The 15,071-nt window shown below is 68.5% G+C and carries 15 protein-coding genes; 3 read left to right on the plus strand and 12 right to left on the minus strand.

Annotated features, from left to right (window positions below; genetic code table 11):
• Positions 1-99: 99 nt before the first annotated feature.
• The 3 genes from Mco01_RS26820 to Mco01_RS26830 form a co-directional block, all read right to left on the minus strand.
• Positions 100-3,036, minus strand: coding sequence for a helix-turn-helix transcriptional regulator (locus Mco01_RS26820; RefSeq protein WP_307825663.1), 2,937 nt, complete (start codon positions 3,034-3,036; stop codon positions 100-102).
• Positions 3,037-3,178: 142 nt separating this feature from the next.
• Positions 3,179-3,760 (minus strand): hypothetical protein, encoded by a 582-nt coding sequence (locus tag Mco01_RS26825; protein WP_204059629.1) that lies wholly within the window; start codon positions 3,758-3,760, stop codon positions 3,179-3,181.
• Complete coding sequence (locus Mco01_RS26830) at positions 3,742-4,080, minus strand: PadR family transcriptional regulator (protein ID WP_204059630.1); 339 nt, start codon at positions 4,078-4,080, stop codon at positions 3,742-3,744. The genes Mco01_RS26825 and Mco01_RS26830 overlap by 19 nt, the downstream gene beginning before the upstream one ends.
• Before the next feature lie 87 nt (positions 4,081-4,167).
• Between Mco01_RS26830 and Mco01_RS26835 the strand changes: the two genes are divergently transcribed.
• A complete protein-coding gene (locus tag Mco01_RS26835; RefSeq protein WP_204059631.1) occupies positions 4,168-4,674 on the plus strand; it encodes a hypothetical protein in 507 nt (168 codons plus the stop codon).
• 223 nt (positions 4,675-4,897) lie between these two features.
• On the opposite strand, the gene Mco01_RS26840 is transcribed toward Mco01_RS26835, so the two are convergent.
• Positions 4,898-5,836 carry a GlxA family transcriptional regulator gene (locus tag Mco01_RS26840; protein ID WP_204059632.1) on the minus strand — a complete coding sequence of 313 codons (939 nt, stop codon included), beginning with the start codon at positions 5,834-5,836 and terminating at the stop codon, positions 4,898-4,900.
• A gap of 294 nt (positions 5,837-6,130) precedes the next feature.
• Here Mco01_RS26840 and Mco01_RS26845 point away from each other — a divergent pair, with 294 nt between their 5' ends.
• The gene (locus Mco01_RS26845; RefSeq protein WP_204059633.1) at positions 6,131-6,559 is read left to right on the plus strand and encodes a DUF6010 family protein; all 429 of its coding nucleotides are present in this window, start codon (positions 6,131-6,133) and stop codon (positions 6,557-6,559) included.
• A gap of 90 nt (positions 6,560-6,649) precedes the next feature.
• On the opposite strand, the gene Mco01_RS26850 is transcribed toward Mco01_RS26845, so the two are convergent.
• A complete protein-coding gene (locus tag Mco01_RS26850) occupies positions 6,650-7,654 on the minus strand; it encodes a hypothetical protein (protein WP_239103935.1) in 1,005 nt (334 codons plus the stop codon).
• A 120-nt stretch (positions 7,655-7,774) separates the two neighbouring features.
• Positions 7,775-9,178, minus strand: coding sequence for an MFS transporter (locus Mco01_RS26855; RefSeq protein WP_239103936.1), 1,404 nt, complete (start codon positions 9,176-9,178; stop codon positions 7,775-7,777).
• A gap of 51 nt (positions 9,179-9,229) precedes the next feature.
• Here Mco01_RS26855 and Mco01_RS26860 point away from each other — a divergent pair, with 51 nt between their 5' ends.
• Complete coding sequence (locus Mco01_RS26860) at positions 9,230-9,682, plus strand: cupin domain-containing protein (RefSeq protein WP_239103937.1); 453 nt, start codon at positions 9,230-9,232, stop codon at positions 9,680-9,682.
• A 146-nt stretch (positions 9,683-9,828) separates the two neighbouring features.
• Here the strand turns inward: Mco01_RS26860 and Mco01_RS26865 are convergent, their stop codons facing one another.
• The 6 genes from Mco01_RS26865 to Mco01_RS26890 all read right to left on the minus strand — a co-directional run bounded on the left by Mco01_RS26865 (position 9,829) and on the right by Mco01_RS26890 (position 14,995).
• Positions 9,829-10,314 (minus strand): hypothetical protein, encoded by a 486-nt coding sequence (locus tag Mco01_RS26865; protein WP_204059635.1) that lies wholly within the window; start codon positions 10,312-10,314, stop codon positions 9,829-9,831.
• 337 nt (positions 10,315-10,651) lie between these two features.
• Entirely contained in the window at positions 10,652-10,837 is a 186-nt protein-coding gene (locus Mco01_RS26870) for a hypothetical protein (RefSeq protein WP_204059636.1), read from the minus strand.
• A 448-nt stretch (positions 10,838-11,285) separates the two neighbouring features.
• Positions 11,286-12,197: a ferritin family protein gene (locus tag Mco01_RS26875; RefSeq protein WP_204059637.1), complete on the minus strand. Its 912-nt coding sequence runs from the start codon at positions 12,195-12,197 to the stop codon at positions 11,286-11,288.
• A 245-nt stretch (positions 12,198-12,442) separates the two neighbouring features.
• On the minus strand, positions 12,443-14,047 hold the full coding sequence (locus tag Mco01_RS26880; protein ID WP_204059638.1) for an SMI1/KNR4 family protein: 1,605 nt from the start codon (positions 14,045-14,047) through the stop codon (positions 12,443-12,445).
• Positions 14,048-14,135: 88 nt separating this feature from the next.
• Positions 14,136-14,546, minus strand: a complete 411-nt coding sequence (locus Mco01_RS26885) for a VOC family protein (RefSeq protein WP_204059639.1) — start codon at positions 14,544-14,546, stop codon at positions 14,136-14,138.
• Positions 14,547-14,707: 161 nt separating this feature from the next.
• Positions 14,708-14,995 (minus strand): antibiotic biosynthesis monooxygenase family protein, encoded by a 288-nt coding sequence (locus Mco01_RS26890; protein WP_204059640.1) that lies wholly within the window; start codon positions 14,993-14,995, stop codon positions 14,708-14,710.
• Between the last annotated feature and the right edge of the window lie 76 nt (positions 14,996-15,071).

Below are 15,071 nucleotides of genomic sequence, written 5' to 3' on the forward strand. Positions count from 1 at the left end.
AAGCAGGGTGTCCTTCCGCGGCTCAAGGCCCCTGTTCACATGTCGTCGAACGCGTAACAGTTCATGCCGAGCCGTCGGCAGACGGCCTGGGAGGCCTGGTCAGCCACCCTTGATGAGCTCGGGGCATTCTTCGGCGACGATGCGGGCCAACTCCGTACGGGAGGCGATGTTGAGTTTGTTGAACATCCGGCGAAGGTGGGTGGACACCGTGTGCGGCGACAGGAACATCCGCTGGGCGATCTGGCGGTTGGTCATGCCCTTGATGATCAGGCTGGCGACGGCGCGTTCTGTGTCGGTGAGGCTGTCCCAGCCGAAGGCCGGCCGCTGGGATTGGCCCCAGTGGCGGCGCCGCACACCAAGCGCCCGCAGCCGGGCTCGCACCCGGGCCACGTCCCAGAGCGCACCGATGCGTTCGTAGCCGTCGAGCGCCTCATCCAGGCTGTCGATGGCCTTCGCGGTGGCATCGGGGCCGGACGTGGTGGCCAGCAGGACGCCGAGGTCTTCGGCGACCAAGGCGCGTGCCCACGGTTCGGGTTGATCAGCGGCGGCGGCCAGCGCGTCGGGGTCCTGGTAGAAAAGGCCGCGGGCGTGGGCGAACGTGACGGCGAAGACGGGAAAGTCCGGGTTGTTCCGGGCCAGGTACTCGGCCGTGTCAAGGATGGCCCGCGCATACGGACGGTTCGCCGCGGCCAGCGCCAGCCGGGTCATCCAGGCGGCCGTGAGAGGCGTCGTGAGAAGTGTCCAGCGCCGCTTCTCCTCGTCGGTGTAGATGGCGTCGAGTATGTCGACCGCGCGCCCGGGATCACCCTGGGCTTCGGCCACCGCCGCCATCACCCACTTCTCCCACACGGATCCGTACAACATTTCGGGCGCGGCCTGGATGGACTGGAAGCGTTCGATGTGCCGGACCGCCGCGTCGATGTCGCCCTGCCGCAGGGCGATGACAGCGAGTATGGACAGCCCGACGCGGATGAACCCGTGGGTGCCCAGTTCTTCGGCGGTCATGCTCCCGGCCTGGGCCTCGGCGGCGGCGTCGTCAAGTCGGCCGGTGCCCAGATGCAGAACGGAGCGGAACAGCGCGGGTTGTGCGGCGAGCACGGTCAGTCCGAGGTCGTTGATCTCCTCCTCGGCGGCCCGGATGGCGATGTCGGCCGCGTCGAACTCGCGCATGGCCCTGTAGTAGAGGCTCAGTATCAAGCGCGTATACGGGCGCTGGATGGCTTCGGCGGTGCCGCGGTCGGTGATGCGCAGGGCCTCGCAAAGGTGAGTGAACGAGTCGGCGATCCGCCCATCGACCATGGCGAACTGAGCGAGCAGCAGGAGTGCTCCGACGACCGCGGCATCGGCGTGCCGCTCGCGATCGGCCAGAACGGCTTCCGCCTGCCGCCGTCCTTTCCGGAAGTCGTTCAGACAGGTAAGCCCCCAGAACATCGTCCATTCGGCGATGCCGCGAAGGTCATCGGGCAGGTCTTTGCGGGCGAGCAGGTTTTCGGCCTCGGTTATCGCATCCGCCGGTCGGCCGCTCAACAGCAGGATGTGCGCCAGCGCGCAGCGCAGGCGAGGGGCGTGGCGGGGTGGGGCCCTGCCGAGTGCGGAACGGGCGAGATCGGCCGCCTCGGACAGCCGTCCGATGACCGTCAGGGCGTCGACCGCTGTGGCGGCGCGACCGAACCAGTCAGGGTCGGCGGAGTCGCTGAGTTCGAGCGCCCGTAGGGCGAGGTCGACGGCGGTCTGCGGTGAGGACCGCAGCACCTCGCTCGCCGCTTGGTCCAGTCCGAGCAGTGCGGACGTGTCACCGCGACTGGCACTGTGAATGAGGTGCGCGGCGGCAGGAACAGCCGACCCGCCACGTTTGAGCAGCATCTTCCCTGCGTCGTGGTGCAGGGCCCGGCGTACGGAGTCGGGGATAGTCCCGATCACCGCCTGCCACAGCAGATCGTGCCGGAAGGACAGTTCACCTCCGGCAGGTTCGATGATGCCCGCCGACATCGCCTCCTCCAGCATCGGCAACAGACCATTGGTCGGTTCGCCGAGCATTTCGGCCAGGTCCTTCACCGAGAACGAGCGGCCGAGGATTCCGGCGCACTGAAGCAGGTACCTGGTGCGTGCGGACAGCCCGTCCAGGCGTTCCTGCATGATCGCCTGAGTGTGCGGCGGGGACGCCGCCATCCGCGCGTGACCGTCGGCGATCTGGAAGACGCCCTCTTTTTGGAACTTCTCAAGGAGGTCGACGAGCAGGAAGGGATTGCCGTCGACTATGCCGGCCAGGGCCAGCACGTCCGGCTCGGGCTTGGCCCCGAGGACGTCGGTGATGACGTCGGCCACAGCTCGCCGGTCCAGCGCCCCGAGCGTGATCCGGATCGCGCCATCACGTTCCAGCAGGTCGAACAGACGGTTGAGGCGGGGGCAGTCGCCGCTGCCGGTCGTACGGGTCAGCATCCAGACGAGTGGATAGGAGGCGAGATCTCTGGTCATCGACCGCAGCGCCAGCAGAGTTATCGGATCAGCCCAGTGCAGGTCGTCCAACGCGAGGAGCATCGGTTGCCGAGCCACCCGCTGCTCCAACTGTCCCTGCAGGTGTTCCACCAGCAGCAGTCGTTGATCGGCCTGACCGCAGACGTTCATGTGCGCGGCCGCGGGAAGCGCCCGAGCCGATTCCCCGAGTGCCGACGTGAGCGGGGCGAGTGGTATCAGCTGGGTCAGTTCGTCCGCCGTGCCCTGAGCGACTCCTAACCCCGCCCTCGCCGCCGCGGTGGTGGTGATGTCGAGCATGCGGCTCTTCCCGACGCCCGACCGGCCCTCGACCAGTAAGACCGCGCCCCGGCCTACCGTGGCCGCCTGCAGCACTCCGACGACAAGCGTCCACTCCCGGGCCCGACCACGCCAACCAGGCCATGATGATCGACAGAAATCGGACCTCTCATCAGTTTCACGATCAGCATTGGCCGAATGCCCCATAAATCCATAAATCACCCAGGTGTCGGCCATGTCAAGTGCGGACTGGAGGGGCCTGCGGTGTCCCCGTCTTCGTGACATTCCCTTTGCGGGCAGGCCGTCGCCCGCCCGCGAACGCAAGGCCTCTACCTGGATTTATCCTCTCTTGTTCTCTCCACCAGTTGGCATCCTCATAGGAGCCGATATCTGATCCAAAGGATGCCGAACGCCGGCATCTGGACCGTCAGGGATGTGCGACCAGTTCGGGTATGGCCTGCGCCGCCAGCATGATCCTCGCGGAGCTGCCGATCAGGGCCACGAGCAGCAGCGGGGAGGGCGGCGGCAGAAGGGTGAGGACCGTGCCCAGTATCACCGTGTCCAGGACGGCGACGGTTCCTGTAGCGCCGAGGGCGGCCAGCCGTACCGTGGCGTAGCGCCGCCGCTCCCGAACGGCGAGCACCAGCATGAGCACAGCCGACCCCAGCAGGAATCCGAAGGTCAGGCGTGACGGCACGGGGATCGTCGAGGCCCAGGCGTCGCCGGTGAGGAGAACCGCTCCCCAGCTCAGCCCGACGATCGGCCCGGCTATGAGCAGCCGGAACGCCGCCTGCCGGCCAGGAGAGGCGCGGACGAAGGCGGCTGTGACGGTGTCGGCGTCACCGAAGTCCGCGATCGCGGCCCGGGCCGCCGCATCCGGATCGCCGAGGCGCTCCATCTGGTCGTCGTACGACGCGAGGAGACCGTCGGCGAGTTCGTCGACCATGGGGGCGGGGAGCCGTTCGGCGAGCGCCTGCAGGTGGCGTTCGATCAGTTCGTGACCGGCCATGGTCCACCACCCAGCGCTGCGGACATCACGGCGGCGAATTCCTGCCAGTGGTCGCGCGCTCCCGCCAGCGAGCGCCGCCCCTTCTCGGTCAGCTCGTAGGTGCGCCGTCTGCGACCACCCACCACCGACCAGCTTCCCTTGATCAGGCCCGCCTGCTCCAGCCGGTGAAGTGCCGGGTAGACGGTGCCGGTGGGCAGGTCGATTTTGCCGTCCGTGGCGTCACGCAGGGCTTCCTTCACGGCGTAGCCGTGCTGCGGTCCGTCCTCCAAAGCGGCGAGGAGGAGGCCGTCGAGGTGTCCTTTGAGTGCTTCCGCCCTCATAGGTAGTAACGCTACATCTACTCTTTCCATCGGCCAAGGCCCGGAGTAGGGTCGCTATAGGTAGCAATCCTACATATAGGAGATGCGATGGACGTCATCGACATCGCGGGCACTCCCATCCCCGACGCCGGGCCGGTCTTCCTCACCGCGCTCGCGGTCCACGTCACCGCGGGGATCACGTGTGTGATCTGCGGCGCGTTGGCCGCGTTGACGGGAAAGGGAGGCCCACCACACAGGCGATTCGGACGCGTCTACCTGTGGGGACTGGTCGTGGTCTACGTCACGCTGACCGTCATGTCGGTGATCCGCTGGCGAGAAAACGCCCACCTGTTCGTGATCGGCACCCTGGCGATCGTCACTGCGCTGACGGGGTACGCCAATCGGCAGCGGCGGCCCGAGGTCCACATCCTCGGAATGGGCACGTCCTATGTGCTGCTCCTGACCGGCTTCTACGTCGACAACGGCCCGCATCTACCGCTGTGGGACAGGCTTCCGGCCATCGCCTACTGGCTGCTGCCGGCTCTGATCGGCTTCCCCCTGATGGCACGCGCCGTCGCCCGCCGACGCCAGCCGAGCGCGTCAGCCCGAACGTGAGCGCCGACAACAGGTGGTGCTGACCCAGCAGGGATGGGTCACGCCGATGACCCTGTCCCGTTCAGCGTGCGAAAGCTCGGCGCCAACCGGCCCGTCTACTGGCCGCCAACCCCAGACGCAGACGCCTCCGGCGGAGGCGCTCCGACTTCCGGGTGATCACCAAAACTGCTCGTTGTGACGGGTCCGGAGATGGCTGAGGTGGGCGCCCGCGGCCGGCGAGGCTCTAACTGAAGCTGCTCCGATAGGCGTGGGGGCTGACGCCGACGACGCGTTTGAATCGGTCGCGGAAGGCGGTGAGCGAGCCGAAGCCCGCCTGGGCCGCGATGCGTTCCATCGAATGGTGCGTGGTCTCCAACAGGTGCTGGGCCTGACGGACACGGGCCCGGTGGAGCCACTGCAATGGTGTGGTGCCGGTTTGCTCGCGGAAGCGCCGTATCAGGGTGCGGGTGCTCATGCCGGCGTGAACGGCGATGTCCGCGAGGGTGAGATCCCGGGCGAGATTGTCCTCGATCCAGAGCAGGAGGGGCTCGATGGCCGAGCCGCGAGGGGTGGGCGGGTACTGCTGCACGATGAACTGGGCCTGGCCGCCCTCGCGTTCCAATGGCATGACGGACAGTCGTGCGGCGTCGGCGGCGACGGCGGAGCCGTAGTCCCGGCGGATCATGTGCAGGCACAGGTCCAGTCCCGCCGCGGCACCGGCCGAGGTGAGGATCTGCCCGTTGTCGACGTAGAGCACGTCCGGGTCGACGTCGAGGTCGGGGTAGGCGGCGGCGAGCTGAGCGGCGGCGCGCCAGTGGGTGGTGACGCGCAGCCCGCCCAGCAGTCCGGCGGCGGCGAGGATGAAGGTGCCGGAGCAGATGGAGGCGATCCGGGTGCCGTCGGCGGCGGCCCTGGAGAGCGCGTCACGGACGGCCGTTGGCAGAGGCTTGGCGGGGTCGGCGGTGCCGGGCACGATGACCGTGTCCGCGTCCGCGAGTGCGTCCAGTCTCCACGGGGCGCGCAGGGTGAAGAGGCCGGCGTCCACATCAGGTCGCTCAGAGCAGACCCGCACCCGGTAACCGGGGCGGCCGTCGGGCAGCCGGGTGCGGGTGAACACTTCGATCGGGGTGGACAGGTCGAAGGGGATCACCTGATCCAGCACGAGGACAACGACGGTATGCATGGCGACAACATATGCCTGCACCGGATTCTCGCCAACGGCTCCTCGCTGCTCTTCGTCGGCTTACTGGGCGCGAGTAGGGGTTGGCGATATTCCGTTGGACATTGTCATTCCTGCTACTAGGTGCCGGGAGACCCCGCTGGTTAGCCTCGACCGCGTCCCGATGCCTCTCAACGAAACGGACACCTTCGTGATCGACCGACTCGATGCCATGACCGCCTTTGAGCTCCCCTACGCGGACGACACCGCGAACACCTTCGCCGCGCCAGGCCGCCGTCGGCAGGAGGGACCCCGACGATGAACGTCGTCGTGCCGATCATGATCGGCGTCGGGTACGTGTGCCTGATGTCCCTGATCCGCGAACCGTACCGGCGCAGGTTCAACGCGATCATGGTGGCCGGAGCCGGTGCCGCCTACCTCAGCGGCGGCGGTTTCGGCCCGTGGGAGTTCGCCTTCACGGCTGTCATGACCTACTGCGCCTACCGCGGCCTGGAGTCGTGGACATTCGTCGGCATCGGGTGGCTGCTGCACACCGGCTGGGATCTGTTGCACCACCTGCACGGCAACCCGATCATCCCGTTCGCGGACGGCTCCTCCCTCGGATGCGCGATCTGCGATCCCGTGATCGCCCTGTGGTGCTTCTCGGGCGGCCCCTCGGTCACCGGCCTGCTCCGCGTGCGTCTCGGCCGGTCCCGCGTCGAACAGCCCACGACACCGCCGCCCTGATTGTTGAGGCAGCGGCGCGGCGCCGCCGCCATACTCACGGGCGTATCAAATCCATCGTCTGCCTCTGGTGTGATACTCCGGCAGACGCGATCAGGTCGCGGCCAGCGGTACCCCGATCTGGATGTCGAAGTACGCCACCAGGTCGTCTCCCTTGGCAACACCCCGGCGCGCGTCGATGATCATAACCGTTCCGGCCACGATGCCGGCGAAGCCGGTGCCGGATCGCCGGGACTGTTCGATGCGCTCCGTGACCGGACGGCGGACCGCCTCGGCGAGAAAGGTGAGGCCGTGCGGGAACTCCTCGCTGAGCGGGTGTCGTTGCCGCCCCGACTCGATCCGGCTGCCGATGCCGAACTGGGCCGAGACGATCTGGTCACCACGGAGGGCGACCCGGAAGTAGCCGTTCGACTGGGGGCGGTCGCAGCTCTGCTGGGGTGGGTAGAAGCAGTCGTAACCACCGGCCAGAAGATCGTCGACAGCGGAGCTCATCGCGGTCGCGTAGTGCTCGGAGCCGAACGGCCAGCGCCGCACGGACGTGTCCCGGGCGGTGACCACGAGTCCGTTGTGCCCGTCGTAGCTGTAGTCCGCGTGTGCGTCCCGCCACGCCGTGCGCGGGATGTCGTCACCTCGCCGCGTCGTACGCGTCTCGAGATCGCGATCGAAGTCGCCGACCTCCTGCCGTACGCGATCACCGGCGCCGGGCCAGATCGCGCTCAGCGCCGGCGCCGCGGCCGCGGCAACCTGATCGTCCTCCTGGTTCGCCCGACTGGGCGGGAACCACCCCCAGGCGAGCCGGTCGTCGTGGTCGAGCAGGAACTGCGCCACCTGCGGGGAGACCGTGTCCGTCTCGTCGCGACGACCGATCCGGCACCACAGGGCACGACCGTCCGCATTGGCGCGGACCTGCGCGCAGAACCAACCGGCCTCCCTCAACGGCCGAGCGAGAGCCCCTGCCACACCGTCGGTCGGGGCCGGTTCGGCCTGTGAGTTCTCACCCGCCGCGTCATGGTCGTACACGCCGGTGGGCGGCAGCGACGGCGGCCCGTCCGACCCGGTGCAGCCCGTCAGCGCGAGCGGGCCGAGGCACGTGATCATTAAGGCCATGACAAGCGCTCGACGGACCGGCCGACGTCGGCAGGCGGACGCGGAGAAGGGACGGGACACGGGGATCATCGAAGCCGCTGCCCTCCATGTCGGCAACTTCGGCCGGATGGATCATGCCGCCCCACCGGGGATGGTCGACGGACGGGCGGCCCGCGCGACGACGAGGAGGAACAGTCCGCAGCCCGCGACCAGGAGCCACCCGGGACGGGACGCACTCGCCAGGTCTGCTGGGCCGACCCCGGCGACGAGGCCACCCGCTAGGGCGATGCCGATGGCGGACCCGACCTGACGTGCGGTGGAGGTGATCGCTCCCGCGACGCCGGCACGGGCCTGGGGCAGGCCGCTCACCGCGGTGTTGGTGATCGGGGCGTTGGCGAAGCCGAATCCGATGCCGATGAGCAGGTAGGCCAGCAGGAGGTGCGGTGTACTCGTGCCAGGACGCAGGTCGACCAGGCTGAGTCCACCGACCGTGATGAACGCGCCCGCGAGCAGGAGCGGTCGTCGAGCCCCGAAGCGGCCTACCAGGTTGCCCGACAGCGGTGCGCACACCGTCGCCCCGAGCGCCATCGGCAGGGTCGCGATCCCCGTGGTGAGCGCGGTCCATCCCTGCGTGCGCTGCAGATAGAGGGTGTTGAGCAGCAGGCCGAGGCTCAGAGCGGCGAACAGGGCCACCGCGCCGAGGACCGCGGTGGTGAAGGCCGACCGCCGGAACAGCGCGAGGTCCATCAACGGTTCGGGGCGGCGCCGTTCGACCGCGACGAAACCCACGGCGGCCGCGACGACGATCAGGTACCCGGCCCAGGCGAGGGGCGTGGCCCAGCCGATGTGTGGGCCTTCGATGAGGACGGCCACCGAGACGCACACGACGACGGTGAGGAGGATCTGGCCGGGCGCGTCGAGCCGCCGAACCCGTGGCGCGCGGGACTCCGGCACGAACACCGCGCTCAGGACCAGTGCGGCGACGATGACCGGGGCGTTGATCCAGAACAGCGACCTCCAGCCGAACGCCGCGATGAGCCAGCCGCCGGTGACCGGTCCGGCAGCCATGCTCAGCCCGAAGACCGAGCCCCAGATCCCGATCGCCTGCGCCCGCTCCCGCGGATCGGGCATCGCGTTCACCACGATCGCCAGAGCCACGGGACTGAGCATCGAGGCCCCGATTCCCTGAACGGCTCGGGCCGTGACGAGCACGCCCGGCGACGGGGCCAGCGCGCACGCCAGGGACGCGGCCCCGAACACGACCAGCCCGCACCGGAGCACACGACGCCGTCCGAAGCGATCCGCCAGCGCACCCGAGGAGATGAGCAGACTGGCCATGACCACCGTGTAGGCGTCCACGACCCATTCCAGGCCGCGGGTGTCCACACCCAGCCCAAGCCCGATGGCGGGCAGACCCACGTTGACGATCGTGGTGTCCAGCCCGACCAGGAACATGCTCAGCGCGCAGATCGCCAGCACCGCCCACCGCCGGCGCGTACTCGACGTGGGGTGAACAGCAAGGAATGTCGTGGTCACGGGCTCATCTCCAGGTCTCCGAACGTTTCCGCGAAGCCATGCTCGGATCCTGTGGCCGTCGTGACCCAGCAAATTTGCGAAAGCTGCAAAATGGAGGGCAGGGAAGCCGAACTCGCGGAGATCCTCGACGGCATGGTGGCCGCGCCGGCCACCGGTGACCCGCGGGTCCACCTGAAGCCCCACCGCCGGCACCGCGGCAGCGTCGTCGTCCCCCTGACCCAGTACCCAGGCCGGGTCCAGGTCTTCAAACAGGTCCTCGCGCCCCGGCAGCCGAAGCTCGTCACCCATCCCGGCTACGAATGGCTCTACGTCCTCGCCGGCACACTCCGCCTCATCATCGGCGAACGCGACTTCACACTCCGCCCCGGCGAAGTGGCGGAGTTCGACACAGGCGAACGGCACTGGTTCGGCCCTGCCGACACGAACACCGTCGAGATCCTCCATCTGTTCGGACCGCACGGGGACCAGGCCGTCAATCGCACCGAGCCCTCGACGCCGACGTGACCCGGCACTTTTCCCGAGGGCCGTTCAGGTCGGCGCGGGTTTCGATTCCCGTCACCGCCTTTAATGACCGAAGCCCAGGTCAACCGACTTATTCGGGACCTGGGCTTTGGTCAACTGTTCGATCTCCGCCTGCCGGCGGCGCCGGCTCAGTTGAAGGGGTTGTCGTAGGTGCCGCTGCTCTTGGTGCGCGTCATGTACTGATATCCGTGGCTGAACCAGCCGGCGGTCACGTCGAAGCGGAGGTTGTAGACGGAACCGCCGAACGAAGCCTCGGCACTGTACAGGGCCACCTGCTGGCATCCGCTGGCCGACGTGGAACCGGTCCACACCGGATAGTTCGTGGTGGAGCCGTTGACGTTGATGAGGAAGGACGGCTGGGGGTACGCGCCGCTCTGCCAGCACAGGCTCAGCGAGTAGCGGTACTTCGTGTTGGAGTCATCGAACGCGACGGTCCCTTCGAGGCGGGCCAGCTGCATCCCGGAGCCGTCGTTGGCGATCACCTGCACGTAGACCTGCTGATCCGGGCCGTACGCGGCATGGGCGGGGCTCACGGGCAGGAAGGTGACGGCCAGCGCCGTGACGGCGAGCGCGATCGACGTCGTCAGGCGACGTCCCCACGAGTGTTCGGTCAACTCACACTCCAGCAATCCAGGGGGTACGGGAACGCCCGGAGGTTATATATGGGATCTCGAATGGGTCCAGCACGGCGAAATCGGGGCGCAGTCCCACGAGCATCTCGGGTATCAGAGGTAACGCCGTTCGTGTGGTGACCAGGGAATAGTAGGGAGCCGTGGTTCGCGAAAGCCCGGATGGACCGCTGAAAGTTTCACCGTCATTAATCGCGACCGTTCGCGATAAACCACTGGCACCCCGACTGAACTATCACTGGACCGTGTCCCAAACGACCAGTAACAATCAACATATTTCAGCCCCCGCGCGTTTTCGCGTGATCGTCGAAACATCGATGACTCATGATTTCGGACGTTCGGCGAACACCGCAGCCGGGATACGCCGGCCGAAAACCCCATCCAAGCCATGAAGCTTGCCGAGAGTCGTTTTGCCGTCAGCAGGCGCGGCCGGTGCGAACATCGCGAGAACAGAAGCGAGCACCACAGCTGGGGGAAAGATGCTGCTCCGACGACTGATCCTGATCATTGGCGTGACCGTGGTGTCCGCATCACCAGCCGTCGCGGCCGAGGCCTGGGCGGACGGGTTGTCGGCGCTTCCATCGGCACGGGCTGTCGTGCCCGCCCCGCCGGCCGGCCAGGCGCCCGGTACGTGTGGTCCCGGATCGCCGTGCGCGGCGGTCGACTGTGGTCCGGGCCGTGTCTGCGTGCCCTCTCCCAAACAGTGCTTCACCACGCCGTGCCCGCAGTACGACTGCGTGCCCGCGTCCTCGGTCCCCCGCTCGGATCACCGGCCTCCCTACCCCGGCTCACACCCGGGCCAGTGGCGGCCCCGCCGTCCGGAGCAGCGACCGGCCTACCCGCAGCACTGGCAGACGGCGGACCACTCAGAGAGCTCGCCTGTCAGCACTCCGGCCGACTCGGCGGCGAACGCCGGACGGGTGATCGACCTCCAGCCGTGAACCCGCCACGACCGTTCAGCCCGACATGGGGCACTGCGTGCCGAGCTTGGACGCTTCTTCGGAGAAGGCCTTCGCGTGCCTCAGCTCGTCTTTCGCGGTGTCGTTGAGCAGTCTCGCCGCCTCGGTGTCGCCGGCCGCCGAGGCCTGGCGGGCGTAATCGGGGTACATCCGCGTACCCTCGTGCGTCTCCCCCTTGATCGTCGCGCACAGGTTGGTCCCGGTGTCGCGCACGGCGCCGGCCATGGTGGCGTGCTCGGCGAAGTGCTCGGTGCGCTCGACGGCGGCCGTTCGGTGGAACAGCTCGGCGAGCCTGGGTTGCCCGGTCTCCCCTGCCCTGTCGCCGTACAGGGTGTACTTGGCGTAGGCGAAGGCCTCGCCCTTCATCGCCGCCCGCAGGTTCTCAAGGGTCCGGGATGAGGAGACCCTGGGCGGCCCGGCCTGTATCTCCACCGGCTTGGCCTGCACGTCGGTCGGGACGGTCGCCCGGGACGACCGCTCGGTGACGGCGTTTCGCGCCTGGACGAAGTTCGAACGGTGCCTGGCCTCGTCCTGGCCGACTTCGGAGAAGAGCCTGGCCGCCTCCTGGTCGCCGTCCGCCTTGGCCTGCTCGGCGAACCTCTTGTACATCGTCGTCGCCTCGTACGACTCGCCCCCGATGCTGTCGCGGAGGTTCGCCGCGTTGTCGCCGACCAGGCCGATCAGCTTCGCCTGCTCGGTGAAGTGTTCACGCAGTTCCGTATGGGCGGTGCGCCGGTACAGCGCCGCCACATCGGGCAGGTTCTCCCTGTCCGCCTGCCTGGCATAGGCGCGGTAGGTCACGTGCGCCAACGCCTCGCCCTGCATGGCGTTCGTGATGTTGGTACGCGTCGACGGATCGAGATCGTCCCCATGGGGAACGGACGCCGCCCTCGCGTTCCCGGCCCCCACCGCGAGAAGGGTGACCGTGCCGACAGTCGTGAGACAGGCTCTCCAGCAGATGAGACGTCGGGTTCCCATGACGACCCCCAGGGTGTGCGGTGCGGAGCGGTTGCTCGCCCGGCCGCCGAACGATGAATCCCCTGGCCCCGGTACCCCAACGCGGCCGGCCAACCTCCCGAAGCACCCTGGGTTGGGCAAAAGAGCGACGACTCCCCCGGCTCCGGGACGAGTCCCGGGGACGAGGCCCGGGGGCGTCAACCGCGGGTGCTCTCCCACTGCAGTTCGCCCTTGACGACTTTCGGCCGCCAGCCGCGGATCGGCCTGCCCGTCTCCAGGGACCTCGTGGTCGCCTTCAGCAGGGCCAGGTAGGTGGGCCACACCACGTCGCCCTCCAGGGTGAGGCCCTCCTCGTTGAAGAACTCGCCCGTCTTCCCCGTACGCGTGTCGATGAAGAGGTTCCCGCCGTCATGGGCGTCGGCGAAGGGGATGAGACGGCCGTGCCACCAGTACCCGAGCTGGTCTCCGCCGATGTCGCAGAGCATCTTCCATTCCGTACGGATGTCCTTGGCGGACATCAGCTCGTAGAAGGGGGCGGGACCGAACCCCCACGAGCCGCCGCCGTCGTGCCGCAACAGTGAGGCGCGCAGGTCATCCGGGAACCGCAGGCCCATCACCGCCTCCGACCTGGCGATGTCCAGGGGGCGGGCCGGTGGCCGCAGCAGCTTGTATGTGGCGGGCGCCCTCCGGGCCAGCCACCGTTCGAGGCGCCGCCAGACCGCGTTCACCTCGGCGCTGACGCCCGGGCCGGGCATGTGCACCCGGGGCGTACGGCGGGGCGGCAGGCATCCGCCGGCCCGCAGTTCCTCGGTCGTCGGCTTCTCCGGGGTCGGCTCCACCGTCGGCGTGGGGGTGGGGGACGGCCGGGGGCCGCCGGCGCAGCCCGGCCGCAGAGGGGCGGGCTCCTCCGCCCAGCGCAACTCGCAGCCCGCGGTGACGACCGGGTACCAGTCCCGCAGCGCCTCACCCCGCTCCAGCGCGCCGGCCAGCGCCTCCAGCATCGCGACGTGCGACGGCCAGCCCATCGGGCCGTCGTACGTCAGCTTCTCCTGCCACGCGGCCTCGCCCACCCGGCCCGTCCGCGGCTCGACGAACAGTTCCCGTCCGCTGCTATCGCTGCCGACGGCGAGGAGGCTGCCGTGCCACACCCCGTTCTCGGGGTCGGCCGCGTCCCGATCGCCGGACTCCACCAGGTCCTCGCAGTTGGACCAATTGATGTAGTCGATGTCGGACACGCTCAGCAGGCCGTACGAGGGCGGGAGCTGGAATCCCGCCCCCAGATTGCCGTCGGCGCCGTCATGCCGCAGATAGGAGACGTACAGGTCGTCCGGCAGCCGGCGGCCGTGGTTGGCCTCCCAGCCGGCGGGGATCCGCGGATCGGCGCCGAACTTGAGCTTGCGGAGCGTGGCCGAGGCGTGCGCGCCCAGCCAGCGTTCGACGCGGTCCCACGCCTGGTTCACTCGCGCGGCGATCGCCGGGTCGGGCGTGCGCGGAGTGTACGTGGGCTCCACATCGATGACGTCGGGGGCGAACGACGGTGGGGGCTCGTCCGTGACCTGGTCGTCCTCGAATTGGATCGGCGGGCAGCCGATGGCCTTCGCCTCCTGGGGCGTGAGCGCCTCCGCCTTGATCCGAGCCTCGAGCTCCGGGTCGTCACAGGACAACGACACGGTGTCGCCGGAGGACATGGAGGAGCACATCACTGAGTGCTCGATGAGGTCAGGCTCGCCGGCGAGCCCCGCCACCAGGAGTACGGCCACAAGCGCCGGCCGTACGACACGTGCCCGCCGCGGTCCGATCACCCGCGCACCTTATCGATCTTACGTATCGTCGTGGCGGCAAATCGGCGTATAAGCGCATCTACCAGCGCAGGCACGCGCCTGTCGCTCATCAGCCCGTGGCGTCGGCTCGCACGTGGTCGGCGGGCTGGAGCCGGGCGCGCAGGAGGCAGAACTCGTTGCCTTCCGGGTCGGACAGGACGTGCCAGCTCTCGGCGCCGGTCTGGCCGATGTCGACGGGCCTGGCGCCGAGAGCGAGCAGCCGCTCCAGCTCGGCGTCCTGGTCGCGGTCGGTGGGGTTGACGTCGATGTGCAGCCGGAGCTTCCCGGCCCGCGGGTCGCTGCTGGGGCTGAGGACGAGGGTGGGCTGCAGGCCGCCGAATCCGGCGTCGGGCGGGCCGATCTCGATGCTTCCGTCGTCCTCGCGGCCGAGCTCGACGTAACCGAGGACCTCGCTCCAGAACGCGGCGAGCCGCTCGGGGTCGGCGACGTCGATGACCAGCTCACTGATGCGGCATGCCATGCCCGTCAGTGTATGGAGACCACCCGACAGTCGATCATCGCCCACCCGCGGCCACTTCGCGCTCCACACCCAAAGGCCCAGGTCGGGAAGCACATCCCGACCCGGGCCACACGGTAGCTCCTAACGCCGGGCTCCTGGACCGTCCCGCCGTACAGGGCGGGTCATCGCGATGTCCCCTCCTCCATGGAGACGACTTCGTCGATCAGGGCGAAGAAGGCCTGGATACCGGGCAGATTGCCGCCCTTGGCGCGGGAGGCCGCGAAATCGGCCGGCGAGCGCCACTCCACGATGTCCAGCCATTCGCCGTCGGACAGCTGGACCAGCGTGGCGCCCAGGAATCCGTCCCGGTCGGCCTGAAAGTCCGCGATCATCCCGGCACGGGCGGCAACGAGGTCGGTCGCACGCTCAGGAGAGACGCGGAACCTGGTGAGTTCTACTGTCGTCGTCACACCATGACGATATGCGGACGAGCAGGTCAGATGTACAGTCCTGTCAATTTAGGTTGACACGCTATAGGCGTCAACC

Origin of the sequence: Microbispora corallina (assembly GCF_016863035.1) — a bacterium.
Classification (GTDB): Bacteria; Actinomycetota; Actinomycetes; order Streptosporangiales; family Streptosporangiaceae; genus Microbispora; species Microbispora corallina.

What these genes read in the sequence shown, in the direction of transcription:
- Mco01_RS26820 (WP_307825663.1), bottom strand. Translation starts at nt 3,036, where the DNA reads ATGTCACGAAGACGGGGACACCGCAGGCCCCTCCAGTCCGCACTTGAC.
- Mco01_RS26825 (WP_204059629.1), bottom strand. Translation starts at nt 3,760, where the DNA reads ATGGCCGGTCACGAACTGATCGAACGCCACCTGCAGGCGCTCGCCGAA.
- Mco01_RS26830 (WP_204059630.1), bottom strand. Translation starts at nt 4,080, where the DNA reads ATGAGGGCGGAAGCACTCAAAGGACACCTCGACGGCCTCCTCCTCGCC.
- Mco01_RS26835 (WP_204059631.1), top strand. Translation starts at nt 4,168, where the DNA reads ATGGACGTCATCGACATCGCGGGCACTCCCATCCCCGACGCCGGGCCG.
- Mco01_RS26840 (WP_204059632.1), bottom strand. Translation starts at nt 5,836, where the DNA reads ATGCATACCGTCGTTGTCCTCGTGCTGGATCAGGTGATCCCCTTCGAC.
- Mco01_RS26845 (WP_204059633.1), top strand. Translation starts at nt 6,131, where the DNA reads ATGAACGTCGTCGTGCCGATCATGATCGGCGTCGGGTACGTGTGCCTG.
- Mco01_RS26850 (WP_239103935.1), bottom strand. Translation starts at nt 7,654, where the DNA reads ATGATCACGTGCCTCGGCCCGCTCGCGCTGACGGGCTGCACCGGGTCG.
- Mco01_RS26870 (WP_204059636.1), bottom strand. Translation starts at nt 10,837, where the DNA reads ATGATCAGGATCAGTCGTCGGAGCAGCATCTTTCCCCCAGCTGTGGTG.
- Mco01_RS26885 (WP_204059639.1), bottom strand. Translation starts at nt 14,546, where the DNA reads ATGGCATGCCGCATCAGTGAGCTGGTCATCGACGTCGCCGACCCCGAG.